The 25,570-nt window shown below is 58.5% G+C and carries 26 protein-coding genes; 16 read left to right on the forward strand and 10 right to left on the reverse strand.

Annotated features, from left to right (window positions below; all coding sequences use genetic code 11):
- Nucleotides 1-15 precede the first annotated feature (15 nt).
- From ABLN87_RS07555 to ABLN87_RS07575, 5 genes are read left to right on the forward strand one after another with little or no spacing between them, the layout of a single operon-like run.
- Nucleotides 16-1,035 carry a hypothetical protein gene (locus tag ABLN87_RS07555; protein WP_353008705.1) on the forward strand — a complete coding sequence of 340 codons (1,020 nt, stop codon included), beginning with the start codon at nucleotides 16-18 and terminating at the stop codon, nucleotides 1,033-1,035.
- 40 nt (nucleotides 1,036-1,075) lie between these two features.
- Nucleotides 1,076-2,023, forward strand: coding sequence for an ABC transporter permease (locus ABLN87_RS07560; RefSeq protein WP_353008707.1), 948 nt, complete (start codon nucleotides 1,076-1,078; stop codon nucleotides 2,021-2,023).
- Nucleotides 2,020-2,835 carry an ABC transporter permease gene (locus ABLN87_RS07565; RefSeq protein ID WP_353008708.1) on the forward strand — a complete coding sequence of 272 codons (816 nt, stop codon included), beginning with the start codon at nucleotides 2,020-2,022 and terminating at the stop codon, nucleotides 2,833-2,835. Before ABLN87_RS07560 ends, ABLN87_RS07565 begins: the two co-directional genes overlap by 4 nt.
- A complete protein-coding gene (locus ABLN87_RS07570; RefSeq protein WP_353008709.1) occupies nucleotides 2,832-4,430 on the forward strand; it encodes an ABC transporter ATP-binding protein in 1,599 nt (532 codons plus the stop codon). The genes ABLN87_RS07565 and ABLN87_RS07570 overlap by 4 nt, the downstream gene beginning before the upstream one ends.
- Nucleotides 4,431-4,465: 35 nt before the next feature.
- Nucleotides 4,466-5,917: an aldehyde dehydrogenase family protein gene (locus ABLN87_RS07575; protein ID WP_353008710.1), complete on the forward strand. Its 1,452-nt coding sequence runs from the start codon at nucleotides 4,466-4,468 to the stop codon at nucleotides 5,915-5,917.
- On the opposite strand, the gene pncB is transcribed toward ABLN87_RS07575, so the two are convergent.
- Nucleotides 5,914-7,206, reverse strand: a complete 1,293-nt coding sequence (gene pncB / locus ABLN87_RS07580; protein ID WP_353008711.1) for a nicotinate phosphoribosyltransferase — start codon at nucleotides 7,204-7,206, stop codon at nucleotides 5,914-5,916. The genes ABLN87_RS07575 and pncB overlap by 4 nt on opposite strands.
- Before the next feature lie 246 nt (nucleotides 7,207-7,452).
- On the opposite strand from pncB, the gene ABLN87_RS07585 reads away from it, so the two are divergent.
- Entirely contained in the window at nucleotides 7,453-7,902 is a 450-nt protein-coding gene (locus ABLN87_RS07585) for a hypothetical protein (RefSeq protein WP_353008713.1), read from the forward strand.
- Here ABLN87_RS07585 and pncA read toward each other — a convergent pair.
- Complete coding sequence (gene pncA / locus ABLN87_RS07590; RefSeq protein WP_353008714.1) at nucleotides 7,899-8,492, reverse strand: bifunctional nicotinamidase/pyrazinamidase; 594 nt, start codon at nucleotides 8,490-8,492, stop codon at nucleotides 7,899-7,901. The genes ABLN87_RS07585 and pncA overlap by 4 nt on opposite strands.
- A 97-nt stretch (nucleotides 8,493-8,589) precedes the next feature.
- Here pncA and ABLN87_RS07595 point away from each other — a divergent pair, with 97 nt between their 5' ends.
- Nucleotides 8,590-9,495, forward strand: a complete 906-nt coding sequence (locus ABLN87_RS07595) for a rhodanese-related sulfurtransferase (RefSeq protein WP_353008715.1) — start codon at nucleotides 8,590-8,592, stop codon at nucleotides 9,493-9,495.
- Between the two features lie 65 nt (nucleotides 9,496-9,560).
- Nucleotides 9,561-10,067: a potassium channel family protein gene (locus ABLN87_RS07600; RefSeq protein WP_353008717.1), complete on the forward strand. Its 507-nt coding sequence runs from the start codon at nucleotides 9,561-9,563 to the stop codon at nucleotides 10,065-10,067.
- 9 nt (nucleotides 10,068-10,076) lie between these two features.
- On the opposite strand, the gene ABLN87_RS07605 is transcribed toward ABLN87_RS07600, so the two are convergent.
- Complete coding sequence (locus tag ABLN87_RS07605; RefSeq protein WP_353008718.1) at nucleotides 10,077-10,406, reverse strand: hypothetical protein; 330 nt, start codon at nucleotides 10,404-10,406, stop codon at nucleotides 10,077-10,079.
- A 332-nt stretch (nucleotides 10,407-10,738) separates the two neighbouring features.
- Here ABLN87_RS07605 and ABLN87_RS07610 point away from each other — a divergent pair, with 332 nt between their 5' ends.
- Nucleotides 10,739-13,180 carry a GcvT family protein gene (locus ABLN87_RS07610; protein ID WP_353008719.1) on the forward strand — a complete coding sequence of 814 codons (2,442 nt, stop codon included), beginning with the start codon at nucleotides 10,739-10,741 and terminating at the stop codon, nucleotides 13,178-13,180.
- The gene (locus ABLN87_RS07615; protein ID WP_353008720.1) at nucleotides 13,177-14,529 is read left to right on the forward strand and encodes an MmgE/PrpD family protein; all 1,353 of its coding nucleotides are present in this window, start codon (nucleotides 13,177-13,179) and stop codon (nucleotides 14,527-14,529) included. Before ABLN87_RS07610 ends, ABLN87_RS07615 begins: the two co-directional genes overlap by 4 nt.
- Before the next feature lie 53 nt (nucleotides 14,530-14,582).
- Here the strand turns inward: ABLN87_RS07615 and ABLN87_RS07620 are convergent, their stop codons facing one another.
- From ABLN87_RS07620 to ABLN87_RS07640, 5 genes are read right to left on the reverse strand one after another with little or no spacing between them, the layout of a single operon-like run.
- Nucleotides 14,583-16,718, reverse strand: a complete 2,136-nt coding sequence (locus ABLN87_RS07620; protein WP_353008721.1) for a hypothetical protein — start codon at nucleotides 16,716-16,718, stop codon at nucleotides 14,583-14,585.
- Complete coding sequence (motA, locus tag ABLN87_RS07625; RefSeq protein ID WP_353008723.1) at nucleotides 16,715-17,584, reverse strand: flagellar motor stator protein MotA; 870 nt, start codon at nucleotides 17,582-17,584, stop codon at nucleotides 16,715-16,717. The genes ABLN87_RS07620 and motA overlap by 4 nt, the downstream gene beginning before the upstream one ends.
- 46 nt (nucleotides 17,585-17,630) lie before the next feature.
- Nucleotides 17,631-18,215 carry a MotE family protein gene (locus tag ABLN87_RS07630; protein ID WP_353008725.1) on the reverse strand — a complete coding sequence of 195 codons (585 nt, stop codon included), beginning with the start codon at nucleotides 18,213-18,215 and terminating at the stop codon, nucleotides 17,631-17,633.
- A complete protein-coding gene (locus ABLN87_RS07635; protein ID WP_353008726.1) occupies nucleotides 18,215-18,703 on the reverse strand; it encodes a hypothetical protein in 489 nt (162 codons plus the stop codon). Before ABLN87_RS07635 ends, ABLN87_RS07630 begins: the two co-directional genes overlap by 1 nt.
- 9 nt (nucleotides 18,704-18,712) lie before the next feature.
- Nucleotides 18,713-19,210, reverse strand: a complete 498-nt coding sequence (locus tag ABLN87_RS07640) for a flagellar basal body-associated FliL family protein (protein WP_353008728.1) — start codon at nucleotides 19,208-19,210, stop codon at nucleotides 18,713-18,715.
- A 119-nt stretch (nucleotides 19,211-19,329) separates the two neighbouring features.
- Between ABLN87_RS07640 and fliF the strand changes: the two genes are divergently transcribed.
- From fliF to fliP, 4 genes are read left to right on the forward strand one after another with little or no spacing between them, the layout of a single operon-like run.
- On the forward strand, nucleotides 19,330-20,916 hold the full coding sequence (fliF, locus tag ABLN87_RS07645) for a flagellar basal-body MS-ring/collar protein FliF (protein ID WP_353008730.1): 1,587 nt from the start codon (nucleotides 19,330-19,332) through the stop codon (nucleotides 20,914-20,916).
- A complete protein-coding gene (locus ABLN87_RS07650) occupies nucleotides 20,916-21,512 on the forward strand; it encodes an ABC transporter ATP-binding protein (RefSeq protein WP_353008732.1) in 597 nt (198 codons plus the stop codon). The genes fliF and ABLN87_RS07650 overlap by 1 nt, the downstream gene beginning before the upstream one ends.
- Nucleotides 21,505-21,792 carry a FliM/FliN family flagellar motor C-terminal domain-containing protein gene (locus ABLN87_RS07655; protein WP_353008733.1) on the forward strand — a complete coding sequence of 96 codons (288 nt, stop codon included), beginning with the start codon at nucleotides 21,505-21,507 and terminating at the stop codon, nucleotides 21,790-21,792. The genes ABLN87_RS07650 and ABLN87_RS07655 overlap by 8 nt, the downstream gene beginning before the upstream one ends.
- Nucleotides 21,792-22,523, forward strand: a complete 732-nt coding sequence (fliP, locus tag ABLN87_RS07660; protein WP_353008735.1) for a flagellar type III secretion system pore protein FliP — start codon at nucleotides 21,792-21,794, stop codon at nucleotides 22,521-22,523. Before ABLN87_RS07655 ends, fliP begins: the two co-directional genes overlap by 1 nt.
- Nucleotides 22,524-22,615: 92 nt before the next feature.
- Here the strand turns inward: fliP and ABLN87_RS07665 are convergent, their stop codons facing one another.
- Entirely contained in the window at nucleotides 22,616-23,224 is a 609-nt protein-coding gene (locus tag ABLN87_RS07665; protein ID WP_353008736.1) for an MlaC/ttg2D family ABC transporter substrate-binding protein, read from the reverse strand.
- Nucleotides 23,214-24,029, reverse strand: a complete 816-nt coding sequence (locus ABLN87_RS07670) for an MlaA family lipoprotein (RefSeq protein WP_353008737.1) — start codon at nucleotides 24,027-24,029, stop codon at nucleotides 23,214-23,216. Before ABLN87_RS07670 ends, ABLN87_RS07665 begins: the two co-directional genes overlap by 11 nt.
- A 290-nt stretch (nucleotides 24,030-24,319) precedes the next feature.
- Between ABLN87_RS07670 and ABLN87_RS07675 the strand changes: the two genes are divergently transcribed.
- Together ABLN87_RS07675 and ABLN87_RS07680 are read left to right on the forward strand one after the other, a co-directional pair.
- Nucleotides 24,320-24,775: a RidA family protein gene (locus ABLN87_RS07675; protein WP_170533863.1), complete on the forward strand. Its 456-nt coding sequence runs from the start codon at nucleotides 24,320-24,322 to the stop codon at nucleotides 24,773-24,775.
- The gene (locus tag ABLN87_RS07680; protein ID WP_353008739.1) at nucleotides 24,772-25,539 is read left to right on the forward strand and encodes a glycerophosphodiester phosphodiesterase family protein; all 768 of its coding nucleotides are present in this window, start codon (nucleotides 24,772-24,774) and stop codon (nucleotides 25,537-25,539) included. Before ABLN87_RS07675 ends, ABLN87_RS07680 begins: the two co-directional genes overlap by 4 nt.
- Nucleotides 25,540-25,570: the final 31 nt, after the last annotated feature.

Here is a 25,570-nt window from a genome sequence, read left to right on the forward strand (position 1 = left end):
CCTAAGGGAAGGCCTATGATCAAACGCTCTTTCCTCGCCTTGATGGTCTTGGCGCAGCTTTGTGCCGCGCCATCCGCATCGGCAGAGACCACTCTGGATGCGGCAATAGCCTTGTGGCTGGGCGGTGATGACGCCAAGGCGTTGCCGATGCTGGCGGCGCTGGCGGCGGCGGGCAATTCGGATGCGCGTTTGTTGCTGGGCCGGATCGAAACCACGGATCTTGGGCCATCCCCGTTTCGACAAAGCCTTGAGCCCGCCCAATCTCGCGCCCTGTTCCGGCGCAACGACAATAGCAATTTCGGCACATCTTGGGTGACCCTCGAAGCCGCCGAGGGGAATGCACTGGCGCAGGCCTTGCTGCGATCCAGGCAGCCTCAGCCTGATCCCGATCAGGTGAAGCGCCTCAACGATCTTGGTGAACATCAAGCCACAGATTACCCAACGCGGATCGTTGCCTTGTATGGCAGTCAAGCGATGCGGGATGAGTTGCGCGCCTATGACGGGACCATGGACGATCTGCAGCCCTATCTGGCCTATCTTTCGGACAGTCCCGAGCCGCGCGGGGACGGCTTGGCTGCGCTGCGTCATATTCAGCCCGACCCGGTTTCGGCAAACTCGGAACAGGCGCTTGGTATGGCTGGTGTTTTGGCTTTGGGACTGGGTTATGGCGATCTGTCACCGGGCAACCCGTGGCGGCCCGCCGTGGAAAACTGGCTGATGACAGCCGAGGCGACGCGACCCATCGCGCAACTGTGCAACACGCATTGTTCGGCAGAGGTTGCGGCTTGTTCCTTTGCCTTCCTTACGCTGCTGGGCGGGTACTTCGAGGTGATCCGCACAGACAGCCCCCTTGAGACCGTGATCCCGCAATCGCAGTTTCTGGACAGCCCGCGCGCCCGGTTGATGGTGTTACGTCGGGCGGCTTTGGCACGTACCGAAACCAATCTGGAAACGCTAGCTGAATCGGCCCCTGCGCAAGAGCTTTCGGCCTGCGCCGTCGATCTGGTTCGGCAAGAGCAGCGTAAGTATAACTAGCCGCTGGACCCGGGCAGGGCGCGCACTTAACCTGCCCCCAATGCTACGTTATGCGCTCAAACGATTGTTCTCACTTGTGATCAGCCTTGGCATTGCTTCGGTCGTCATCTTTGCGGTGATCGAGGTGGCGCCGGGTGATCCGGCCTCCTTCATGTTGGGGGTCAACGCGCAGCCCGACACATTGGCCGCACTGCGGGCCGAGTTGGGCTTGGACGTGTCCAAGACCCAGCGGTATTTCAACTGGGTTGGCGGGATGTTGGTGGGGGATTTCGGGACCTCGTACACCTATCGCACGCCTGTTTCGCAGATGATCGCGGATCGGCTGTGGGTGTCTTTGCCACTGGCGCTTTATGCACTGACCTTATCGACCCTAATCGCCTTTCCCGCAGGCATCTATGCCGCCGCGCGCCGCGGCAAACCTGGTGATCTGACGGTGATGGGCGCAACACAGCTGGGCATTGCGGTGCCGAATTTCTGGTTTGCGATGATGTTGGTTCTGATCTTTGCCATCAACCTACGCTGGTTCAATGCCGGAGGGTTTGCCGGTTGGGAGAACGGATTCTGGACCGGGCTGCATTCCCTGACACTGCCCGCGATCGCCCTGGCGCTGCCGCAAGCGGCCATTCTGGCGCGAGTGATGCGATCGTCATTGCTGGACATTCTGGGTGAGGATTTCATGCGCACCGCCCGTGCCAAGGGTTTGTCCCGCCGTCAGGCGCTGTGGCGACACGGGGTGCGAAACGCGCTGATCCCGGTGCTGACGATCATCGGGCTGCAGTTTTCGTTCCTTTTGGCCGGATCAATCATTATCGAGCAGGTGTTCTACCTGCCCGGCCTCGGGCGGCTGGTATTTCAGGCGATCTCGGCCCGCGATCTGATCGTGGTGGAATCCGTGGTCATGCTGCTGGTCTTCGCTGTCATCACCGTGAATTTTCTGGTTGATCTGGCCTATGCCGCCGTTGATCCAAGGCTTAGGAGCCGGACATGAGCCGAAACCTGATCCTCGGCGCGGTGTTGTCGTCGCTGGTTCTGTTGGCGGCGTTGGTGTCTTTTGTCTGGACGCCGTATGATTTTGCGGCGCTCAACATCCCTGAAAAACTGCAACCGCCCAGCACGCAGCACTGGTTCGGTACCGACCACTTCGGGCGCGACATGTTCTCGATGATCATGGTCGGTGCGCGGACGTCGATTGCGGTGGCACTGGTCGCCGTGGGGATTGGCATGGCGCTGGGCGTGCCGCTGGGTCTGACAGCGGCCGCACGCAAGGGATCGTGGCTGGACGAAGTCATCATGCGCGGCAATGATCTGGTCTTTGCTTTCCCCTCTCTGGTCATCGCCATCCTGATCACAGCCGTGCTCGGTGCCGGCGCGATCAACGCGATCATCGCCATCGGTATCTTCAACATTCCCGTCTTCGCCCGCATCACCCGTGGCGCGGCCCTGTCCCTGTGGGAGCGAGAGTTCATCCTAGCCGCCCGTGTCTCGGGCAAGGGCGCGGCGCGGATCTCAGCTGAACATATCCTGCCCAATGTCGCCAACCTGCTGATCGTTCAGGGGACCATCCAGTTCAGCCTTGGAATCCTAGCCGAGGCGGGCTTGAGTTACGTCGGTCTTGGAGCGCAACCACCCACGCCAAGCTGGGGTCGGATGCTGGCCGACGCGCAGACAATGGTCAGTTTCGCCCCGCATTTGGCCCTGATTCCGGGCCTCGCAATCATCGTCACTGTGCTGGGCTTGAACCTGCTGGGCGATGGCCTGCGCGACTGGCTGGACCCGCGTATCAGGGTGGCGCGGGCATGAGTTTGTTGCGGATCGAAAACCTGTCGCTCGGCATTCACGGGGTCGAGATTCTGAAACAGGTCAGTTTGTCGATTGCACCGGGGCAGATCGTTGCTGTGACCGGGGAAAGCGGCTCGGGCAAATCGATGACTGCGCTGGCCGTGATGCAGTTGTTGCCCGATGGGGCGGAAAGTGATGGCTCGATCCTGCTGGACGAGCAGGAAATACTGAACCGGCCCGAGGCAGAGATGTGCGCACTACGCGGTGCTTCGATCGGGATGGTGTTTCAAGAGCCGATGACGGCGCTTAACCCGGTCAAAACCATCGGCGATCAGGTGATGGAGACTATCCTGATCCACAAGGCGATGCCTCCTGCGCAGGCGCAGGAGCGGGCGGAAGAGGTATTGGCCCGAGTTGGGCTGCCTTCTGATCGCTTCCCTCTGTCCCGCTATCCGCATGAGTTGTCCGGTGGTCAGCGCCAGCGTGTGGTCATTGCAATGGCGATTACCTTGCGCCCTAAACTGCTGATCGCGGATGAACCGACAACGGCGCTGGATGTGACCACTCAGGCGCAGATTCTGGACCTGCTCAAGGGCTTGGTGACAGAATACGGGATGGGCCTGCTGATGATCACCCATGATCTGGCTGTTGTCGTCGATATGGCGGATCAGATCGTCGTGATGCGCCATGGCGAAGTCGTCGAAAGCGGTGCAACCGACCATCTTCTGCACAACATGCAGCACCCCTATACCCAGATGCTGTTTGAGGCGTCGAACCATCGGGTGGCTCTGCCTGATGCAAAACAACCGCAACCGTTGCTAGAGGTCACGCAAGTGGTCCGCGACTATCGCTTGCCGCGCAAGGGCCTGTTCGATGCGCCCGGTCATACCCGTGCCGTGGATCAGGTCAGCTTCACCCTCAACCAGGGTGAGCGGCTGGGTCTGGTAGGGGAGTCCGGATGCGGAAAATCGACCCTAACACGGGCTATTTTGGGGTTGGAAGAGGTGCAATCCGGTGACATTCGGCTGGACGGTCAGCCGGTATTCTCCGGTCACAAACCCAATCCGGCCGTGCGGCGCAAGATGCAGGTGGTGTTTCAGGATCCCTATGGCAGTTTCAACCCGCGCCACCGGGTTGCGCGCCTGATTACCGAACCATTTCATTTACTCAAAACCCCTCTGACTGGGGGCGAGCGGCAGGATCGCATTGCTGAAATGTTGATCGCCGTGGGGCTGCGCCCAGAGGATGCGGACAAGTACATCCATGAATTCTCGGGCGGTCAAAGGCAACGCATTGCAATTGCTCGCGCGCTGATTATCCGCCCGGAACTGATCCTGTTTGACGAGGCGGTCTCGGCTCTCGACGTCTCGGTCCGGGCGCAGATTCTGGACCTGTTGGCTGAACTATGTGCCGCCTATGATCTGACTTATCTGTTCATCAGCCACGATCTGAGCGTCGTGCGCACGATCACAGACAGGGTGATGGTCATGCAAGCCGGGAAGATCGTTGAACAGGGCGAGACCGAGCAGGTCTTCACAAATCCGCGCCACCCATACACGCAAAAGCTGATTTCTGCTGCGCCGCAGTTGCCGGAGATCGGAGTGGGTGCTGCGTGATTTTCCCTGTGTTAGAGCCGAGATAGGAGTTTTCGATGACCAATGCGATATGGTTTGATCCCAGCCTCTGTTTGATCGGGGGCGCGTGGCAATCGCCGGTCACCGCTCAATCGTTGCCCTTGGTCAACCCGTCCGATGGTTCCGAAATCTGCCAGATCGCGCGCGGTGTAGCATCGGATATCGACGCTGCTGTCGTGGCAGCCCGCGCTGCACTAGATGGCGAATGGGGCCGAATGCCTGCATTCGAGCGTGGGCGCATTCTAAGCCGTTTAGGTCGGTTGGTTCTGGACCGTGTCGAGGATCTGGCCGTTTTGGAGGCGAAGGACGTTGGCAAACCGTTGACGCAGGCGCGGGCGGATGCCGTCGCCCTGGCGCGGTATTGTGAGTTCTATGGTGGCGCGGCGGACAAGGTGATGGGTGAGACGATCCCGTATCTCGACGGCTACACTGTCTACACATTGCGCGAGCCACATGGCGTGACGGGCCATATCGTGCCGTGGAACTACCCGATGCAGATCATTGGCCGCTCAGTCGGTGCAGCGCTGGCCATGGGCAATGCCTGCGTGCTGAAACCGGCGGAAGAGGCGTGCCTGACCGCGCTGGCCTTTGCCCATCTGGCAACCGAGGCCGGGTTACCGGCTGGCGCCTTGAATGTTGTGCCCGGTTTGGGTGCCGAGGCCGGGGCCGCGCTGTCCGGACATCCTGGGGTCGATCATATCTCGTTCACCGGGTCCGTTGCGACCGGGGCTTTGGTGCAGCAGGCGGCGGGGCGCAATGTAGTCCCTGTGACGTTGGAGCTCGGCGGAAAATCTCCGCAACTGGTGTTTGATGATGCTGACCTAGGCGCGGCTTTGCCGTTTCTCGTAAATGCGGGCATTCAGAATGCGGGGCAAACCTGCTCGGCCTCATCCCGCATTCTGGTGCAGCGCGGGGTTTATGATCAGGTCAAGGCGCGGATGGCTGAGGCTTATGGCCAGTTGACTGTTGGGCCAGCAATGGACGACCTGCGGGTGGGTCCGTTGATCTCGGATCGGCAGAAATCCATCGTCTCGGGATTTCTAGCGAAGGGAGAGGATTTGACGATAGCCGCACGGGGGCAGATCACTCCCGATGCGCCTGAGACCGGAGCCTATGTCCAACCAACTTTATTCGCTGACGTGCCCGCTGATCACGTTCTGGCGCAGGATGAGATTTTCGGCCCGGTTCAGGTTCTGATCCCGTTTGAGACCGAAAAACAGGCTCTAACTATAGCGAACAGCACCGACTACGGTCTGGTCGCCAGTATCTGGACCCGCGATGGCGCACGGCAGATGCGGTTGGCAAAACGCCTACGCTCGGGTCAGGTGTTCATCAACAATTACGGTGCGGGCGGCGGCGTGGAGCTTCCGTTTGGAGGGGTTGGAAAATCCGGACACGGCCGCGAAAAAGGGTTCGAAGCGCTGTACGGCTTTTCACAACTCAAGACGGTGGCGGCGTTTCACGGCTAGACGATCACTTCGATGGCCTTCTGGGCACCGACGCCGAATACCCGTTTGTATCGGTCGATCTGATCGTCGGGACCCATCGCCTTCTCCGGGTTGTCCGACAGTTTGACTGTTGGCCGCCCATTGGCCGACACCGCCTTGCAGACCAGCGAGAACGGCGCCAGCGCCTCGTCCGGCACAAGGCCGCGGAAATCGTTCGTTAGCAATGTGCCCCAACCAAATGAGATGTTGGTGCGGCCGACAAACTGGGCGTGCAGTTCCTTGATTTTGTCGACGTCCAGCCCGTCGGAAAAGATGATCCGTTTCTGCGTCGGGTCCTCTCCACGGGACTTCCACCAGTCGATGGCCACTTCGGCCCCTTCAGCAGGGTCGCCACTGTCGATACGAATGCCAGTCCAGCCTGCCAGCCAATCGGGCGCCCGATCCAGAAATCCCTTAGTGCCGTAGGTGTCGGGCAGAATGATGCGCAGATTGCCGTCATGTTCTTCATGCCAGTCGCTGAGAACATCATAGGGAGCCTGCGCCAATGCCTCATCCGTGTCGGCCAAGGCGGAATAGACCATGGGCAGTTCGTGGGCATTGGTGCCGATGGCCTCAACCTCGCGCCGCATGGCGATCAGGCAGTTCGAGGTGCCGGTGAAGGACGCGCCCAACCCTTCGATCATCGCCTGAACGCACCAGTCCTGCCACAGGAACGAGTGCCGCCGCCGGGTTCCGAAATCCGCGATTCCAAGGCCTTGAATGGCGCTGAGCTGTTCGATCTTCTCCCACACCCGGGTCATTGCGCGGGCATAAAGAACCTGCAACTCGAACCGGCGCATGTGGTTCAGGACGGCGCGGGATCGCAGTTCCATCAGCACGGCCAAAGCAGGGATTTCCCACAGCATGACCTCGTGCCATTTACCCTCAAAAGTCAGTTCGTATTGGTCGCCCTTACGCTCCAGGTGGTAGGGCGGCAGGCGCATGTTTTCGAACCACTCCATGAAGTCCGAGCGGAACATCTGCCGTTTGCCGTAGAACATGTTGCCCCGCAGCCAGGTGCTTTCGCCCCGGCTGAGGCTGAGCGAGCGGATATGATCCAGCTGTTCGCGCAGCTCGCCTTCGTCGATCAGGCGCGCCAATGGCACGTGATTCGAGCGGTTTATCAGCGAAAACTCGACAGTGGTTTGAGGCTTGTTTCGAAACACTGACTGGCACATCAGCAGTTTGTAGAAATCCGTGTCGATCAAAGACCGCACAATCGGATCGATCTTCCATTTGTGATTGTAAACACGGGTCGCAATATCGACCATGGGGAACTCCTGCAATTTCCGTTGTTAGATCAATCGGCACGGCGAATGGCAAGAGTCGCTGATTTGGTGACAATGCCCGCTTGACGCCACAAAGCGGGCTTATTGTGTGATCTGATCACCGATTAGTGAGGGTGCGGGATGGAACGCTAAGGCTGTTTAAGGTGTATGAGTCTTCGATACGATTTTGATATTTTAAGAGAAGCATCAGACGATCAAACACTCGAAACACCGAGCGAGGCCAAGCATATGGTCCGAACGGTGGCGCTGTTTCGGGATGTTAAAACGTCGGATGCCTTGCGCGGGGCGTCGCCCAAGATTCGCAAGATATTTCAGGATGCGGGCTTTGAGCTGGCCGCGCATGACAGCGGTATTGCGCCCGATGTTTATCCTCCGGCAGATCAGGTCGACCGTGACCAGATTTTGCAAGTGTTGTTTGCCAATATCAAAAGCCAAGGCGTTCAGGGTGAATACAGCGGTGAATTCGATCTTTTGCAGTTCATGGCGCATGTGAAACGCGCACGGCCAGTGCAAGGGGTCGTGCAGCCTACCTTGACTGCCCTCACGCCCGAGCCGATGCCGGTAGGCCGAACCAAACGGCGAGCGTTGCCGGGCCGTATCGGCTTTGCCCTGGGGCTGGCCGTCATTCTGTTTGTGTTGTTCAAGTTCCTCGAGGCGACCGGGGCAGCAACGCCTTAGGCCAAAACCACCCCTGCGGTCCGCATCGCCTGCTCAGCCGCTGCCATCGACCCGTCCATATCGATCCCGCGACAGGCATCCAGCCGAACGATCACATCCAGGCCCAGCTGCGCGGCATCTACGGCAGAGTAATGAACGCAGAAATCCGTAGCCAATCCGACGAGGGTGACCTTCGACAATCCACGTGTGTCAAGATAGCCTTTCAGCCCGGTTGGCGTCTCACGGTCGTTCTCGAAAAAGGCAGAATAGCTGTCGATTGCGCTGCGAAACCCTTTGCGGATGATCAGATCGGCATCGGTGCGCAAACCGGGGTGAAACGCGGCACCATCCGTGCCCTGAACACAGTGATCGGGCCACAGGACCTGCGGGCCATAGGGCATATCGATCATTTCAAACGGGGCTTTGCCCGGGTGCGAGCTGGCAAAGCTGGAATGGCCTGCCGGATGCCAATCCTGCGTCAGGATCACCGCGTCGAAATCACCCATCATGGCGTTGATGGGCGCCACGACCTCATCCCCGCCCGCCACGGCCAGCGCCCCCCCGGGGCAGAAATCATTCTGGACATCGATTACGATCAGGGCATGGGTCATCTGGGGGCCTCCTTTGATGCCTTATCGGTAGGCGGGCCGGGGTTGGTCGTCAATGCGGTCTCTTGCGACTCTGCGCCTGCGGGTTTAGACCGCGCGCATGTACACGATCGCTGCTCTCTATCACTTCACTCGCTTTCCGGATCACGCGGCCCTGCGCGATCCGTTGCTGGACCTGTGCCGCGCCCAATCGGTCAAGGGCACACTGCTGCTGGCGCAGGAAGGGATCAACGGCACTATCGCGGGTCCTCGTGCTGGGATTGATGCGGTGCTGGCGCATATCAAGTCGCTGCCCGGATGTGCTGATCTTGAGTGGAAAGAGGCAACCGCAGACCATCCACCATTCGGCAAGATGAAGGTGCGGCTGAAGAAAGAGATTGTTACCATGGGCCAGCCGGATGTGGACCCTCGCGCCCGGGTCGGCAACTATGTTGAGCCGGAGGAATGGAACGATCTCATCCGCTCGGACGATGTGGTGGTGATCGACACGCGCAACGACTATGAGGTGGCGATCGGTACGTTTGAGGGCGCAATAGACCCTGAAACCGCCAGTTTCCGCGATTTCCCGGCCTGGTGGGAGGAAAACAAGGACCGCTTTCACAACAAGCGCGTGGCCATGTTTTGCACCGGCGGCATTCGTTGCGAGAAATCGACCAACTATCTGCTGGGGCAGGGGGTTGAGGATGTGTATCACCTGAAAGGCGGAATCCTGCGCTATCTCGAAGAAATGCCGGCCGAAGACAGCACGTGGCAGGGTGAATGCTTTGTGTTCGACAACCGTGTTTCTGTCGGTCACGGGCTGGTCGAGGGGCCGCACCGTCTGTGCCATGCCTGCCGCCGCCCGATTCTGCCCGAAGATATGAAACGCCCAGAATACGAGCATGGCGTGGCCTGTCACCGCTGTGTCGGTGAGACCTCCGAGGCGGACAAGGCCCGTTTTCGTGAGAGGCAAAAGCAAATCCTGCTGGCGCGCAAACGCGGGTTCGAGCACCTGGGTTCGAACTAAATTCAGCTTGCGGGTCCGCCCCTTACGACAGATGATCTGGGGCACACCAGCGGGACGGAGCCCTAATGCATCGTGAACCCAAAACTCTGGAAGAGTGGAAATCGACCCTGTTGGCCGCATTGGGTTTGGTGATTGTCAGTTTTTTGGCGTGGTATGGCCTGTCGCGTCTGAGTGATGCGACGGCTGGCGATACAATCGGCTCTTTCGCCTCAGTGGGTCTGTTGATCTGGATCGCCTCGCAATCGTGGTACTATGTGACCCAGGTGAAATCCCCCCGTCGGCTGTTGCTGCTTATGGGCGTGTCCTTCATTCAAGTCGTGCCGTTCCTGTTTGCCGCCGTCTATGGCGCCTTTGGCTACAACGACAACTGCGTGATCGGCGCGCAGGGCCCGGCGGACATCCTGTATTTCTCGTATGTCACCTTCACCACCGTCGGCTATGGCGATATGTCCCCAGTCGGACTGTGCCGCGCACTTGCTGCGGCCGAGGCGGTCACGGGCTACATCCTGCTGGGCATGTTTGTGGCGGCTGCGGTTGCGATCTATGCGCGCAATCATAGCCCAAATAGCTAAGATTAGAGCCTACTTGTTCTGATCGATCCAGCGCGACATCATCCGTTTGTCACGGAAACACTCGGATGGGATCGGGCGGCGTTTGCTGCGCGAGATACGCTCGGCAAAGGCGACCTGCTTGCCAGTTGGGTAATTGTCGAATTGCGAGGTTACGCGGGGCTTGTGCGCTGAAATCCAGTCCGACAGCATCTTGCGGTCTCGCTGCACATCCACGGGGATTTCCAGCGCAGATTGCTCTGCAATCGCACGGGCATACCTCATCTGCCGGTCTGTCACCGGAAGCAGGTGATAATCGTTGCTTGGCTCACCCAGAGCCGAATTTCGGATGTGCTGGACCATCGGTTTGTCCTCTGACTATGTGGAACATAAATAGAACATTAACCAAATATTTCAAGTATTCTGTGGGGTTTGGTGTGTTGTTCGGCGCTTTTCCTCCCACTCAACCCTGTATGACAGGCCCGCATCCAAAAGGTTCACGGGGTTACTCCACTTAATCTTGAAGCCTTCAAAATATCATAAAGGATTCAATTGGGTTGAGTTAAACTCATGTTAAGAAAGCCCTGTTCCCGACATTTCGCGTCGGGAACAGAACATATGCCTGTTCCAACCTATGGCTGACTCTTGTTGAAACCTGCCGCGCAGGCAGCGTCCGATTTTTTAGGAGAGATCTCATGAAAACCCACGCACAGGCCGTCGTTATCGGAGGGGGCCTAGTCGGTTGTTCAATCCTTTATCACCTGGCCAAGCTTGGCTGGACAGATGTTGTTCTGCTGGAGCGGGATGAGCTGACATCCGGCTCGACCTGGCATGCGGCGGCCAATATCCACGGGCTGCATGACAATAACAACGTCACGCGCATCCAACACTATACGATGAATCTGTATAAAGAGCTGGAGAAGGAAACCGGCCAGGGTTGCGGGGTATTTCAACCAGGTTCGCTGTACCTGGCGCAAACCGAAGACCGCGAACATCAGCTGCGGCTGCAAGAGGCTAAGGCGCGGTTCTACGGTCTGAACTTCTACGAGATCAGCAGGGAACAGGCGAAAGAACTGCATCCGTTGGCGCAGTTCGATGATATCCGCTGTATCATGTACGAACCCGACGGCGGCAACGTCGATCCATCCGGTGTGACTATGGCCTATGCCGCAGGCGCGCGGGCTATGGGTGCGACGATTGAGCGATTTTGCCCCGTAATAGGGACGGAACAGCAGCCAGATGGTTCCTGGATCGTGCGGACTGAAAAGGGCGATATCCACGCGCAATGGGTGGTCAATGCCGGGGGCCTGTGGGGGCGCGAGGTTGCGGCGCTGGCAGGCATCGAATTGCCGCTGCAACCGACCGAGCATCAGTATTTCGTGACCGAGGCCATCGACGAAGTGGCCAATATGGGCCGCCGTCTGCCCTCAATCGCCGACCGGGATGGGGAATACTACTTCCGTCAGGAGGGCAATGGCCTGCTGATCGGTGCCTATGAGAAAGACATGCGGTTCTGGGCCGAAAACGGCACGCCGTTGGATTTCGCCCATGATCTGTTCCCCGACGATCTGGACCGGATCATGGAGAACGTGATCCGCGCCACCGAACGCGTGCCGGTCGCCGCCACCGCGGGCGTCAAACGTGTCATCAACGGCCCAATGATCTGGTCGCCGGATTCCAACGCGATCTGGGGGCCGGTCCCCGAGCTACAGAACTACTTCTGCTGCACAGGCATCATCCCCGGTTTCTCGCAGTCCGGTGGGCTGGGCCTGTTGGCGGCGCAGTGGATGATCGAGGGCGAGCCGCAATACGACATGTTCGCCTGGGATCTGGCTCGCTTTGGCGATTGGGCCGACAAAAAGTTCACCAAGGCGCGGGTCGAGGATCAGTATGCGCACCGCTTTGCCATCCACTTCCCCAATGAAGAACGCAGTGCTGGTCGCCCCGCCTGCGTGCGCCCGGCTTATGAGATGCAAAAGGCGATGGGGTGTGTTTTTGGCCTGAACTGCGGCTGGGAACACCCGCTTTGGTTCGCCGATCAGCCTGGAACGGTCGAAACCAACGGCTTTACCCGCCAGAATTGGTGGGAGCCGGTGGGGCGCGAGGTTCAGATGTTGCGGGACGCGGTCGGCGTGATCGATATCTCGAACTTTGCCAACTATGTGATCAAGGGCCTCGGTGCCCATGATTGGCTTGATCGGCTGGTCGCAAACCGCATCCCGACCGAGATTGGGCGATCTTGCTTGACGCCTCTGATCTCGGTCCGCGGCGGCGTGGCTGGGGATTTCACGATCACCAAGGTTGCCGACGACGAATACATGATGATCGGCTCGGGCATGGCCGAGCGCTATCACCTGCGTTTCTTCAACATGGTCGATCTGCCCGAAGGGACCACGCTTGAGGTCGCGACAAACCGCATTGCGGGCTTCAACGTGGCTGGCCCAAAGTCGCGCGACATTCTGCAACGCCTGACCAACGCGGATCTGTCGAACGAGGCGTTCCGCTTCATGCGCTCGCAGACCATCGAAGTCGCAGGCGTTACCTGTCTGGCCATTCGCGTCAGCTTTACCGGCGATCTGGGATGGGAGCTTCACTGCGCCGAATCCGACCAGATCAGGCTCTATACAACGCTTTTGGAGGCTGCGAAGGACTATGGCGGCGGCCCGGTTGGCGGACGCGCGCTGGGGTCGCTGCGGATGGAAAAGGGCTATGGTTCCTGGGGGCGCGAGTATTCTCAGGAATACTGGCCGCAAGAGGTTGGTCTTGCCGGCCTGATCAAGCTGGATAAGGACTTCCTGCACAAAGACGCCTATCTGTCCATCAAGGACAATGCAGCGCGCGAGGTTCTGTCGATCTTCGAGGTTGACGCTGCAGACGCCGATGCCAGCGGTGGCGAGCCGATCTTTGCGCTGGATGGCGCGCCGGTGGGCCGTGTGACCTCGGGCGCATACGGCTATTCGGTCGGGAAATCGCTGGCGATCGGCTATGCGGATCCGAAGGTGGCCAAGCCAGGCGATACGGTTGAGGTTTTCATCCTCGGCAAACCGCACAAAGCGAAGATCCTGTCAGAGCCCCCGTTTGATCCGGCAGGCCACCGACTGCGCGATGTACAACCGGTGATGGAGGGCGCGGCGTGACCAATAGCTTCGCCTTTGTTGCCGATTTTGCGCTGACCCGGGCGGCTGCCGACGTGCCGAACAGCGCGCAGGAGGCTGCGGCGCTGATGATGCTGGACACGATGGGCATTCTGATCGCGGCGGGACCGATGGAGGCGGGCGTGATTGCGCGCGACACTGCGGCGCTGTTGTATGCCAGCTCTGACCCAGCGTTTAGCGCGCGCATGATGTTTGATGGCCGCGCGGTCAGTCTGGCAGGTGCGGCTTATGCGGCCGCGACCCAAACCGATAATCTGGACGGCCATGATGGCTATAACCCGACCAAGGGTCAAATCGGCGTTGTCGTTTTACCCACTCTGGCGGCTTTGGCAGAACATCTCCCCGATCTGCCAGGCCCCGAGGCTTTGGCAGCGGTGATCACCGGCTATGAAATTGCCGGTCGGGCCGGGATATCGCTGCATGACAGCGTCACGGACTATCACACGTCCGGCGCGTGGAATGCATTGGGCGTTGCGGCCATGGCAGCGCGCCTGCGGGGGCAAAGTCCCGAACAACTGCGGCAGGCCATGGGCATCGCGGAATACCACGGGCCCCGCAGCCAGATGATGCGCGAGATCGCAAACCCAACCATGCTGCATGACGGGTCAGGCTGGGGCGCATTGGTCGGTCTGTCCGCCGCCGTGCTGGCCGAGCGTGGGTTCACCGGAGCCCCGGCCATCACGATTGAATCCGATGAAGCAGCATCACATTGGTCGGATCTGGGGACCTTCTGGCAGGTCGAGCATCAATATGTGAAACCCTATCCCATCTGCCGATGGGCCCATGCGGCCATCGATGCAACGCGGGCGGTGATGATCGAACACGATTTGGGCCCCAACCAAATTGCGACCCTAAAGGTGAATAGCTTTCATCAGGCGGCCTGTCTGTATTCGGGTATCCCTCAGACGACATCTCAAGCGCAGTATTCTTTGCCTTTTGCGGTGGCTGTTTATGCACTTCATGGTCGGATCGGTGTTGAGCATATCTCGGGGCCCGGCCTTTCCGATCCCGAAGTAGCTGCGTTCATGTCCCGCATTCGGGTTGCAGAAGTTGAGCGGCACACCGCGCGTTTCCCTAAGGGACGCTGGGCCGATGTTGAGATTGCCACGATGGATGGGCGACTTCTTCATTCGGGTGATATCCATGCCCGAGGCGGCCCTGAAGCGCCGTTTTCGCGATCAGACGTAATTGCGAAATACATGGAATTCGCTAAGCCTGTGGTAGGCACGGATCGCGCCGAGGCCATCCGCGACGCGATATTGAGCTGGACCGATCCGCATTCGCGCTATTCGGATTTGGCTGCGCTTCTGTATGAACCACCAGCGCCATAGTCTATTTCCTAAGCTCATAGAATTAAGACCGCAAATGGCGTCGCTGGGTTGGTCTATTCTGTTTCAACGATCTCAAGCAAAGCAGCGATTCTTGCTCGTGTCTGAGCACTTTCATCCAGCAGGTTCACAGCATTTGCCAAGGGTTTGTCCTCGATGCGTTCAGGTGCGTCCGCCAATGCCTGGGTCGTCGCATTTAACTCAGCGAACTTTCCGTTCGAATCCACATCGGCCCGGCCTGGCAAATTTGCCAACCAGTAGTATCTGTTTGCGGCCTGCACATCTCCGGCCTCCTGCAACAAAGCTGCGGCGTTGGCAAAATCGCGGCTGGCGATCATCGCCTCGATCCGCAGAGCATTGGCGGCATCTGATGGATCATCAGCCAACTCCAGCACCGCCTGATAGGGGCGACCAACCTGCAACGCTGCCTGCGCCCGTAGCAGCGCCCGTTCCGCGCGCCTCGCGCGATCTTCGCCGCGGTTGGCCAGTGCCGCCGCCTGAGTGCCGAACCCCAGCTTTGTCAATCGCTTGGACAGGGCGATGGCTGTGTCGGTCGACGCCGCATCCTTCTGTGGCTGTGAGAGAGACAGGCTCTGCCGCAAAAATGTTAAGTCATCGGCGCGTTCTGCAAGCAATTGCAGATGTCGATCCAGCACGACAGGTTCTTCTGCGCTATCCGGCAATGTGTCGATCAGCTCAAAGGCCTGTTCGAATTCCTGCATAAGACCTAGTGCAACCACATGTGTTCGGGCCATCATTGGCCCAATTTCGGTTTGGCGATATTCGATCGCATAGGCGGCGGCGAGATCCAGTTCCTGTAGAGAAACAGCCCCTCGATCGTTCCATCGTTTTTCAACCAACCGCGCCAAGGCCAGCGGCGCCTCGGTCGAGGCTTCGGGTGCCTTGATCACTTCGGACAAGTGGCTTTCTTCTGATGGGCCATCCCCTTCGGCATAAGCCACTTCGGCCTTGGCGTTGGAGAGTGAGGGAGTTGTCTCCGGTTCAACACGCTCTACCGACCGCAAAACCCGCCGCGCGGCTTCAAGTTGTTCTGCGTCAACCAGAATTGAGGATAGCCGCGGCCCCAGGCTGCGGCGCAGATGGTCGGGTAAGCGGACAAAGCTTTGTTCGATTGCCTCAACGCGCGCATCGGCTGTCAGTTTCCGCTCGGCGAGTGCAGCCCAAAGCGCGGCATCGCTGTCGCATCGCTGCAGGCCGTGAAATGGGCTGCGCTGAGGAAACGGTTGATCGTCAACGATGTTTGCAATTGCAGCAACCTGTTGAGTCTCATCACTTTGCAAACCCGAAAGGCCCAGCATTTGCAGGGATTCCGCGCCAAAACCGTAATAGGCGTAAAGCTTGGACAAAGCCAAAGCGCGATCTGCGTCCAGCCTGTCGAACTCCTGAAACAGCTCTACGCGCAGCTGAGCGACCTGATCCTGGAAAGGCCGATCATCTGCCCAGGTTTCAAATCCAAGCTCAACGCTTGTGAAACAGGCAGGTTTGGCCTCGATCTGCGGAAATTCGGAACCCAGCAGGGCGTTGAGTTCATCCAATGCGGTTGAAAGCTCTACATTCGAGTTCAAACCACCCGTCAAAGGCAGCGCCTGCAGCTCGGGCCGTCGCCTTGGCCCGATAGTAGCAAGATTCAGATCCAGTACATCCCGATCCGCCCCTTGCAACAGACGCGTCGAGAGTTGGTCCTTGAAACTCTGCCCGCCAAGGGGCAGCGAAGGCAACTCTATGGCTTCTGGCGGGTTAGGGCGGGACGAAAGGTCCCGCTCCGGCACCGATCGGGGTGGCGGGATATTGGTAAGCAAAGGCGGCAGTATCGCGCCGGGCGCAATATCCAGAACGATCATCGAGTCGCGGTAGAGAAATGCAGAAGCAACGCACTCGCAGCCAAAATCCAGTTCCAGCCCATCGCCCGGCTGTTTTTGCGACAATGAGGCGAGGCGGTTTGTTGTCAGCCGGCTGAACACGCCTCCGGTCTTGTAGGTCACATTGTCCAAATCGACCATCAACCGCGCGCCACCTTTGCGGTGTTTCACAACCCAATCCGTGTTTGGCGGAACAGTGAACACAAGGCGCGTGTATCCGTCATGCTCGCCCGAGCGGATCGTCACCTCTTGCGATGACGCAAGGGTCGCCGAAGCAATTAGCGCAAATATCGAGGCGGCGAGCCGGGTCATGCTGCCGCCTGCTTGAGTTCTTTCAAAGCATCTTCCAACTCGGTGAAATCGGGGCGATTATGTGTCGGCGTGTTCTGCCGCCCTACCTCGATACACATGGCTGCGTTGTGGTTGTGAAGATTGGCGACAAGCACCTCTTTTATCAGTTGGTAGAAATGGTTGTCCTCTTCGACCACGTTTTTCAACTTGCCTGCAAACGGCCCCACCAAACCATAAGCAAGGAAGACGCCCAAAAAGGTTCCAACCAGCGCGCCCCCGATCAGCTTACCCAAAACTTCGGGGGGTTGATCGATCGACCCCATGGTCTTGATGACCCCCAGAACCGCAGCAACGATGCCCAAGGCCGGAAGGCCATCTGCCACGGTTTGCAACGCGTGGCTTGAATGCATGGCGTGGTGAAAATTCGCCTCCATCCGTTTTTCCAGCACTTCTTCCACCTGATGCGGGTCGTCATAGTTCATGGCGGCAGAGCGCATCGTGTCGCAGATCAGGTCCACCGCCTCTCTGTCGGCTTGAATCTTGGGGTATGCAGAAAACAGGCTTGAGCTTTCGGGGTCTTCGATGTGCTGTTCCACCTCGACCGGGTTCACGCGCGCGATACGGATAAGCGAGAACAAAAGGCAGAGCAGATCGCGGTAATCCTCGGGCTTCCATTTCGGCCCTTTAAAGACTTTGCCCATGTCCTTGATCGTGTGTTTGATGCCACCGGCATCGTTGCTGATCAGAAAGGCCCCGACGGCGGCACCGCCGATCATCATCATTTCGTAGGGCAGCGATTTCAGGATGATCGTCATCTTGCCCCCTGCTGCAAGATAGCCGCCGAACACCATCACGAAAATGACGACAATTCCAACAATTCCAATCATTTGCGATCTCCAGACATGTTCAAGGCAGAGGTGCTGTCCATGGGGTCTATTCCTGCGGTGCGGTCGCATTGCGACCCGCCATCACGACGCTGATGGTATAGGCTGCATCCGGGCTGAGACCGGCCAGTATGCTGGCAGCAGCCTCTGGGGGCATGCGCGACAGAAAGCCAGACGCAAAGGTTGGGTCCATCGTCTCAAACAACGCGGCGGCGTCTTTTGGTTTCATGCTCTGATAGACATCTGTCAGCTGGGTCAGGTCCGTTTCGGCGGCTTTGTCTGCCACGGCCAGTGTCGCACGCAGTGACTCTTCGGCCTCTTGCAAAGTGGCGAGGCGCGTGTCGATAGCCTCATTCGCAATTTCCAGCGCCTTTTCCTTCTCCAAAATCTTGTCTTCGCGCTGTTTTACCCGTTCTTCACGGCGCAACAGTTCAACCAGAAGAACTTCAACATCGCGTGTCTCAGTCGTTGCGGGTTTCTTTCCGGCCTGTTCGGCGTTGGTGGACTTTGCCAGCGCTGGCCCGGCTTCCAGCCCGACACGAATAATCGCTGATCCGATCATCAACAACGAAATGACCGTCAACACACCCGCGCGCGGGCGATTTTGCCCGTTATCCGCAGTATTGGCGCGCATCAGGTGGCCTCATTCATATTTCGGCCATGTCGGAAAAACATTAGCCCCTCGGGCGCCTTGGCTGTGGCCTCGTCCGGTTTGTCTTCGGGCTGCTCGTCAGACGGTTCTGCGACGGCTTCAGCGGTATCGTCCTCCGCTTCAGACTGCGGCTCGGACCCAACCGGCGGTTCCGCAATGTCGGCCTCGGGCTTGGTATCCTCCGCAGGAATCACATCGTGCATTGATGCCATAATCAGCTCCAGGCGTTGCGCCACGCTTTCGGCACGCACGGTCAACCCCTTCAGCGACTCGCCTGACTGATCCGAAGCTGCGCGTGCATTATCGAGGGATCTCTTCAACTCATCTGCCTGCGAGGACAGCACCGCAACAGCGCCACCTACGCCCTTTTCAAGATCGGTAAACCGTCTGAGCCTGCGCGACAGAACAAAACAATAAAGCCCTGCGCCCAGCGCACCCGCGACCAGCAAAATATCCGCAATAAGCTCCAATTTCGCCTCCTAGTTCAGTACAAATTCCATGACCAGAACATCACGTACCCGACCTTCTCCGGTGACAATTTCGATGCGCCGCAGCAGATGCCCTCTGATCCGGGTCAAAGCCATCGGATCCTCCAGATCGGAAACTTCGACTGCACGTAGATAGCCGTTCAGCACATCCATGATTCGTGGCTGCATTTTTTCCACATCAGCGATGTACGGAGCGTTAACTTCGAGCTGTGCGTGAAATTTCAAATGACGCGCCTGACTTTCGGTCAAAGAGATGACCACGGGCGGAAGATTTACGAAGCCGACATCCGCAAGCGGTTCGACCTTGGTGTCGCCCTTGTCACCTTCGGCATATGTCTCCTCGGATTTTGCACCGAAAGGCAGCAGGTCCGATGTGGTCAAAAAATATCCTCCCGCCGCGCCAGCGACGGCCAGAATCAGCCCGATCATCAGACCCTTTTTCCCTTTTTTCTCAGGTGCTTCTGCCTCTTCTTCCGTTGCGTCTGTCATTACGTCCTCATCCATCCGTTGTGAATCCGTCATAACCCGCCAGGGACTAACCGATTGTTAAGGGCAATGGTTCAAACAGGGAACGCGCCGGGCAGAATGTCGGCGAGTCGGAGGTGAGCGTGCAGCAGATCGGAACTGTCTGGGCAAGTTTGGACAGGCGAAAACAAATCATCGTTACCGGTGCAGTTGTGCTGGTGTTTTTGGGAATCTTGGGCATGTCGCGGTTGGCGTCCGCGCCGTCGATGACCTTGCTTTATGCGGGGCTGGAAAGCGGGGCGGCGGGCGATATTGTGCGTTCGCTGGATCAGCGTGGCGTGCCGTATGAAATACGCGGCGGGTCCATCTATGTCCCGGGCGGGCAGCGGGATGAGCTACGGATGACCCTGGCCAGCGAAGGGCTGCCTGCAAACGGGAACCGCGGGTACGAATTGCTTGATTCGCTGAGCGGATTTGGCACCACCTCTCAGATGTTTGATGCCGCCTATTGGCGCGCCAAAGAGGGCGAGCTTGCACGCACGATTGTCGGCAGCCCCCATGTTAGCCAGGCGCGCGTGCATATTGCGAACGGGTCGGCAAACCCGTTTCAACGCAGCGTGGCCCCAACTGCATCGGTTTATCTGGTGTCGACCGGGGCTGAGATCACCGGTGATCAGGCCAAGGCCATCCGGTTTCTTGTTTCTTCAGCCGTCAGCGGGCTGGCCCCGGAAAACGTGGCGGTGATCGATTCGAAGGGCGCGGTGATCGGAGGACAGGAAACGGCTGTGGCTGGCGAAACAGCCGATGACAAATCGCGCCAATTGCGTGAGCGTGTTTTGCGCCTGGTTGAGGCGCGCGTCGGCGCGGGCAACGCGGTTGTCGAGGTCAGCGTGGATACCGTGACCAAAACCGAATCGATCCGCGAGCGGCGTTTTGATCCCAAAGGGCGCGTTGCCATCAGCACCGATGTTGAGGAGCGTTCGGACAGCGCCCGCAACCAATCTTCGGATGTGACGGTGGCCTCGAACCTGCCGGATGGTGATGGCTCTGGTGGCGACGAATCGAACTCGAATGCGACTCAGACCCGTGAGCGGGTGAACTACGAGGTCTCAGAAACCGAGCTTGAAGTGCATACCGCGCCCGGCGCCGTCAAACGCCTGACGGTTGCTGTGCTGGTCAATGGAACACGCGTGGTCGATGCTGCAGGGGCTGAGAGCTTTGCGCCACTTCCGCAGGCCGAGTTGGACGCGTTGCAGGAACTTGTTGCGTCGGCGGTGGGCTTCGATGCCGAGCGCGGGGATGTCATCACCTTGAAATCGCTGGATTTACCGGTGGTTGAACCGCAAGGTACCCTGGTATCCGCATCGATGTTTCAGAACGTTCATCTTGATGCGATGTCTCTGGTTCAAATGGCGGTTCTGGCGGTGGTCTCACTGGTTTTGGCCTTGTTTGTCATTCGTCCGATCCTGATGAAACCTTCGGTGATGCCCGCCTTGCTGCCGGCGAGCGGTGACGTTGAGGCCGAGAATGCGCAGGTGCTGACGGGTGAGATTGCCCCAGATGGTGCGTCCGAGTTTGCGCCTTTGGCTGCGCAAGCCGAGGTGCCTGCAATCGGCGTGGACCAGTCTCCGGATCCGGTGGATCGCTTGCGCGCGATGATTGGCGACAAGCAGGAGGAAACAGTCGAGATTCTGCGCAGCTGGCTGGAAGAAGGTGAGGAGCGTGTCTGATGTCGATCGCCCATCTTCTTGAAGACTTCACCACGCTAGCCGGTGGCGGTCAGGTTCATTTGCTGGACGAAGACGCCTTGGAAGAACAGCGCCTTGCGGCCTTTGAACAAGGCTACGGCGCGGGGTGGGAGGACGCGACGCAGGCGCAGGAACAAAGCCGAGGGCAAATCTCGTCTGAACTGGGAAAATCGCTCGAGGACATGTCGTTCACTTACACCGAAGCGGTCACCAGAATGTCCCTGTCTCTGGAACCGATGTTCGACAGCCTGACCCGGCTGGTTTTGCCCGAGATGATCGATCGTGGTTTTGCTGCGCAAGTTGTCGAGCAGTTGACCGAAATGGCCCGTGCGCAGGTTGGTCAGCCCATGCACATCATGGTTCCCGAGGGCCGCGCAGCCGAGGTCGAAGCGATGTTGCCCGCAGCTATTAGCTCGCCCCCAAAAGTCATCGAAGATCCTGCGTTAGAGCCGGGACAGGCCCGCCTGCAGGTAGGTATCTCACGCAGTGAAGTGGATTGCAGCGCCGTTCTGGCCTCGGTCGCGCGAGCCTTTGACGCATATCTATTTGAAGCCAGAGAGGCATTGGAAAATGAGTGATCCCCAGATTCAGAAACCCGAAAAGGCCAGCCCGTTCGACGCGGTCCCGATTGAGGTCACGGTCTCAGTGGGTCGTGCCCGTCCATTGATCCGCGATTTGCTGAACATGGGCGAAAACGCTGTTTTGACCTTGGACAAACGGATCGAAGACCCGGTGGATTTATACGTGGGCGATCAACTGGTTGCGCGCGGCCTGCTGGAAGAGATGGAAGGTGATCAGGCCGGGCAACTGGCCGTGCGCCTGACCGAAATCGCAGATTTGCAGAACGGGATCGGCTGATGCGCCTTCTGATCGGGTTGGTGCTTGCTGCAGCGGTGCTGACACCGTCGCTGGCCGTCGCGCAGAACCTGAGCCTGTCTCTGGGCGAGGGGGAATCGATCTCGGCGCGCACCATCCAATTGATCCTTTTAATCACAGTCCTCAGCCTTGCGCCGGGGCTTGCGATCATGATCACCTGTTTTCCCTTCTTGATCACGGTGTTATCGATCCTGCGGCAGGGGATCGGATTGCAGCAATCACCACCGAATATGCTGATTGTCAGCCTGGCCCTGTTTCTCACCTACTTCATCATGGACCCGGTCTTTACCGAAGCCTGGAGCGCCGGAATACGCCCCATGATCGACGAAACGATAGAAGTGGAACCGGCCCTAGAACGCGCCTTGCAACCGTTTCGGGCCTTCATGGCTGCGCGTCTGGATGTAGATACATTTCAAGCCATGGCGGCGCTGAGACCAGGGGGTGAAGCGATGGAGTTATCGCCCGAGGCTCCGCTGTCTGTCCTGATGCCGTCGTTCATGCTGTCCGAGATTGCTCGGGCGTTTCAGATTGGATTTCTGATTTTCCTACCGTTTCTGATCATTGATCTGGTTGTCGCGGCGGTGCTGATGTCGATGGGTATGATGATGGTGCCCCCGGCCATCGTCTCGTTGCCTTTCAAGCTGGCGTTCTTTGTAATTGCCGATGGTTGGGCCCTGATCGCCAGTGCACTTGTGCGTAGCTACATGCCCTAGACGTGTCTGGAAAATGAAGGGCCTAGCGCCAAACATAACCAAAGGACCGCGCTGCCCGTGGCAATGCGGCCCCTTGCAAACAAAACCGAAACTTACGCGGTCCGGTTCAGATCTTTGATCAGCTGGTTGAGATTACCGCCACGCGCGTCCAGCATAGCCCCGATCTCGGTCCGTTCGGTCAACAACAGGTTCACGCCTTCGATGAACATATTGTAGAACTTGTCGCGCCCGGATTTGTTCGACACCAGAAAGGTAACCTCGAAAGGGGACGAGCCCTGCAACTTCACCCGTGTTCTGACCTCGTAACCGGCGCGGATTTTGCGGGCGTTTCGCACATCGACTTGGCCGCCGATGAACTCTCGGAACCGACGCCCGTATTTGCGCGAGATATAGCCTTGAAAGGCGTTGGTGAACTGTTTCAGCTGTGCTGGGCTGGCCGTGCGTGCATCGGCCCCAAGGGCATAGCGTGCCATGATCGGAACATCGGCATATTGCGCGAAAATTTTCTCGAAATCGCGCAGCATGGCGTTTTCAGATTTGCCTGACGCGATCACGCGGTTGATCTCGGCCACAACACTGTTCACCAGCGCTTTGGCGCTTGCTTCGGTCTGGGCAAAGGCGGATGCAGGTAGCGCAGTCAGCGCCAATCCGGTCAGGCCGGTGAAAACAAAATGACGTCGGTTCAAAGATTTACTCGGCATAGGGGTCCTCGTAAGGGTCTAGATAGGGGTCCCTGACAGGGTCGGTTCCGATTTCAGCATAGGGATCGGAGTACAGATCCAGATAGGCATCCTCATCATCGCGCGCCAGTTCAAAGCGGCGATTTTGCAAATAGATCAGGCGGGCCTGTGCATAGCTGTCGGCGCTTTCATACAGGATCGAGTCAACCGTATCCGAGAACCGACCCCGGTCACCCATGCGGCGCACGATCTCGGCATAAACGCCAAGGTTGTCGGCGGGGCGCGTGGGGGCAAAGTTGATCGGGTTCGAGAACAGATTGACCACAACGCCCACCGCATCGCGGGTTGTTGAAGGGCCGTAGAACGGCAATTCGACATAGGCGCCCTCACCAAACCCCCAGACATGCAGCGTTTCACCGAAATCCGTATCGACGGGCGGCAGGTTCAGCTCATCAGCGGGTGCGGACAGGCCAAACCCGCCCACTGTCATGTTCACAACAAAACGCAACAGGGCATTGCCCATCTGTTTTGGATTGCCTTGCAGCAGATAGTCGACGGCCTGACCTGGAAGCGAGATGTTTTCAGCAAAGGTGCTGAAACTGGTCACCATCGGATCGGGCACGATTTTGACATAGCCTTTTGAGGCCGGGCGGAACAGGAACCGGTCAACACCCAAATTGAACTTGTGGATGCCCCGGTTGGTCTTTTCGTAAGGATCGAACACCTCACCCCGGGCGGCCTGTTCCTGGGGCTGCGTGGCGCAGGCGGACAGGATCGGCAACAGGGACAGCACAACAAGGTGTTTCAGACGCAATCTGCTCAACACGGTCTTTGCTACTCCAAAGTAATCTGGCCCATGATTGCCAGATATTAAATCGATAATAGTGCCGCGTTGGCACAAGTCTTGGTCACATAAATGTTTCAGGTTCAAATTGAAACATCCAGCGTTTAACGCGTCTGCCTGCGCGTGGTAAAGTGACATCGCTTCAACACTGCGGAATAAGAGAAGTTATGCCCAGATAAGCGCCACGTTCAAAAATGCCAGTTTCCTGCTTTCCCTGTCGCGCCCAAGGGGGTAGCGTCCGCCCGAGTCAAATGAGGGATGAGGATCATCGCATGAGTATCACCGCAAAACTGGAAAGCCTGGGCGTCAGCCTGCCCGACGCCCCTGCACCTGCCGCGAACTATGTGCCTTTCGTGCGCGTGGGCAATATTGTCTATATTTCAGGCCAGATTTCCAAGGCGGATGATCTGATTACCGGCAAGCTGGGCGACGACATGGATGTCGAGGCGGGCGCTGCTGCGGCGAAAGTCTGTGCCATCAACCTTCTGGCACAGGTCAAAGCGGCCTGTGGTGGCGATATCGAAAAACTGGTGCGGGTGATCAAGCTGACCGGGTTTGTGAACTCGACAGCAGATTTCACCGCGCAGCCGCAGGTGATCAATGGCGCGTCCGATTTCCTGGTCGAGGCGCTGGGTGATGCAGGGCGTCATTCCCGCTCGGCCGTCAGTGCGGCCTCATTGCCGTTGGGCGTAGCGGTTGAAATCGAAGGCATATTCGAGGTCCAATGACCCCGAAACTGCCAGCCGAATTTCTGCAGGCCCCGATCGCGCATCGGGCCTTGCATGACATCTCGGACCGCCGTCCGGAAAACAGCCGGGCGGCCATTCGTGCAGCGGTGGAAGCCGGGTACGGGATTGAGATCGATCTGCAGCTGACGTCAGACAACCGCGCCATGGTTTTTCATGACTATGATATGGCGCGTCTGACCGGACAGGCGGGTCCGATCCGACGGATCACTTCCGAGCAAGCGGTGGAAATCCCCTTGCTGCATGGCGATGATGGTATCCCAGCGCTGGATGAGGTGCTTGCGATGGTCGCCGGCAAGGTGCCTTTGCTGATCGAGCTCAAGGATCAGGATGGCGCAATGGGCACCGATATTGGCCCGCTTGAGGCTGATACCGTGCGGGCCCTGCAAAGCTACAAAGGCCCGGTGGCGTTGATGTCCTTCAACCCCAACAGCGTGGCCGAACTGGCGCGTTTGGCCCCGCATTTACCACGCGGGATCGTGACCAGCTCATATGATCCGCAGGATTGGCCTCTGACTGACAGCATCTGTGATCATCTGCGCGGTATCCCGGATTTTGACCGCGTGGGGGCCAGCTTCATCAGTCATGAGGTTCACGACCTGAACCGCCCCCGTGTTGCCGAGCTAAAGGCGCAGGGCATTCCGATTCTGTGCTGGACCGTGCGTTCGCCTGAACAAGAGGCACAGGCCCGCGCCGTTGCCGACAATGTGACCTTCGAGGGGTATTTGGCGGCCCATCCGGGTTGAACCTGCCCCGCACTGTCACAGATAAAGAACA

The sequence above is a fragment of the Ruegeria sp. SCP10 genome, from assembly GCF_040329495.1.
Classification (GTDB): Bacteria; Pseudomonadota; Alphaproteobacteria; order Rhodobacterales; family Rhodobacteraceae; genus Ruegeria.

Bases quoted from the DNA above. Each gene is read 5' to 3' on its own strand.
- ABLN87_RS07680 (WP_353008739.1), top strand. From the start codon at position 24,772: ATGACCCCGAAACTGCCAGCCGAATTTCTGCAGGCCCCGATCGCGCAT.
- ABLN87_RS07585 (WP_353008713.1), top strand. From the start codon at position 7,453: ATGGTCCGAACGGTGGCGCTGTTTCGGGATGTTAAAACGTCGGATGCC.
- ABLN87_RS07675 (WP_170533863.1), top strand. From the start codon at position 24,320: ATGAGTATCACCGCAAAACTGGAAAGCCTGGGCGTCAGCCTGCCCGAC.
- ABLN87_RS07630 (WP_353008725.1), bottom strand. From the start codon at position 18,215: ATGCGCGCCAATACTGCGGATAACGGGCAAAATCGCCCGCGCGCGGGT.
- ABLN87_RS07600 (WP_353008717.1), top strand. From the start codon at position 9,561: ATGCATCGTGAACCCAAAACTCTGGAAGAGTGGAAATCGACCCTGTTG.
- ABLN87_RS07620 (WP_353008721.1), bottom strand. From the start codon at position 16,718: ATGACCCGGCTCGCCGCCTCGATATTTGCGCTAATTGCTTCGGCGACC.
- fliP (WP_353008735.1), top strand. From the start codon at position 21,792: ATGCGCCTTCTGATCGGGTTGGTGCTTGCTGCAGCGGTGCTGACACCG.
- ABLN87_RS07565 (WP_353008708.1), top strand. From the start codon at position 2,020: ATGAGCCGAAACCTGATCCTCGGCGCGGTGTTGTCGTCGCTGGTTCTG.
- pncB (WP_353008711.1), bottom strand. From the start codon at position 7,206: ATGGTCGATATTGCGACCCGTGTTTACAATCACAAATGGAAGATCGAT.
- ABLN87_RS07555 (WP_353008705.1), top strand. From the start codon at position 16: ATGATCAAACGCTCTTTCCTCGCCTTGATGGTCTTGGCGCAGCTTTGT.
- motA (WP_353008723.1), bottom strand. From the start codon at position 17,584: ATGATTGGAATTGTTGGAATTGTCGTCATTTTCGTGATGGTGTTCGGC.
- ABLN87_RS07655 (WP_353008733.1), top strand. From the start codon at position 21,505: ATGAGTGATCCCCAGATTCAGAAACCCGAAAAGGCCAGCCCGTTCGAC.
- pncA (WP_353008714.1), bottom strand. From the start codon at position 8,492: ATGACCCATGCCCTGATCGTAATCGATGTCCAGAATGATTTCTGCCCC.
- ABLN87_RS07570 (WP_353008709.1), top strand. From the start codon at position 2,832: ATGAGTTTGTTGCGGATCGAAAACCTGTCGCTCGGCATTCACGGGGTC.
- ABLN87_RS07595 (WP_353008715.1), top strand. From the start codon at position 8,590: ATGTACACGATCGCTGCTCTCTATCACTTCACTCGCTTTCCGGATCAC.
- ABLN87_RS07575 (WP_353008710.1), top strand. From the start codon at position 4,466: ATGACCAATGCGATATGGTTTGATCCCAGCCTCTGTTTGATCGGGGGC.
- ABLN87_RS07640 (WP_353008728.1), bottom strand. From the start codon at position 19,210: ATGACAGACGCAACGGAAGAAGAGGCAGAAGCACCTGAGAAAAAAGGG.
- ABLN87_RS07665 (WP_353008736.1), bottom strand. From the start codon at position 23,224: ATGCCGAGTAAATCTTTGAACCGACGTCATTTTGTTTTCACCGGCCTG.
- ABLN87_RS07605 (WP_353008718.1), bottom strand. From the start codon at position 10,406: ATGGTCCAGCACATCCGAAATTCGGCTCTGGGTGAGCCAAGCAACGAT.
- ABLN87_RS07610 (WP_353008719.1), top strand. From the start codon at position 10,739: ATGAAAACCCACGCACAGGCCGTCGTTATCGGAGGGGGCCTAGTCGGT.
- ABLN87_RS07650 (WP_353008732.1), top strand. From the start codon at position 20,916: ATGTCGATCGCCCATCTTCTTGAAGACTTCACCACGCTAGCCGGTGGC.
- ABLN87_RS07560 (WP_353008707.1), top strand. From the start codon at position 1,076: ATGCTACGTTATGCGCTCAAACGATTGTTCTCACTTGTGATCAGCCTT.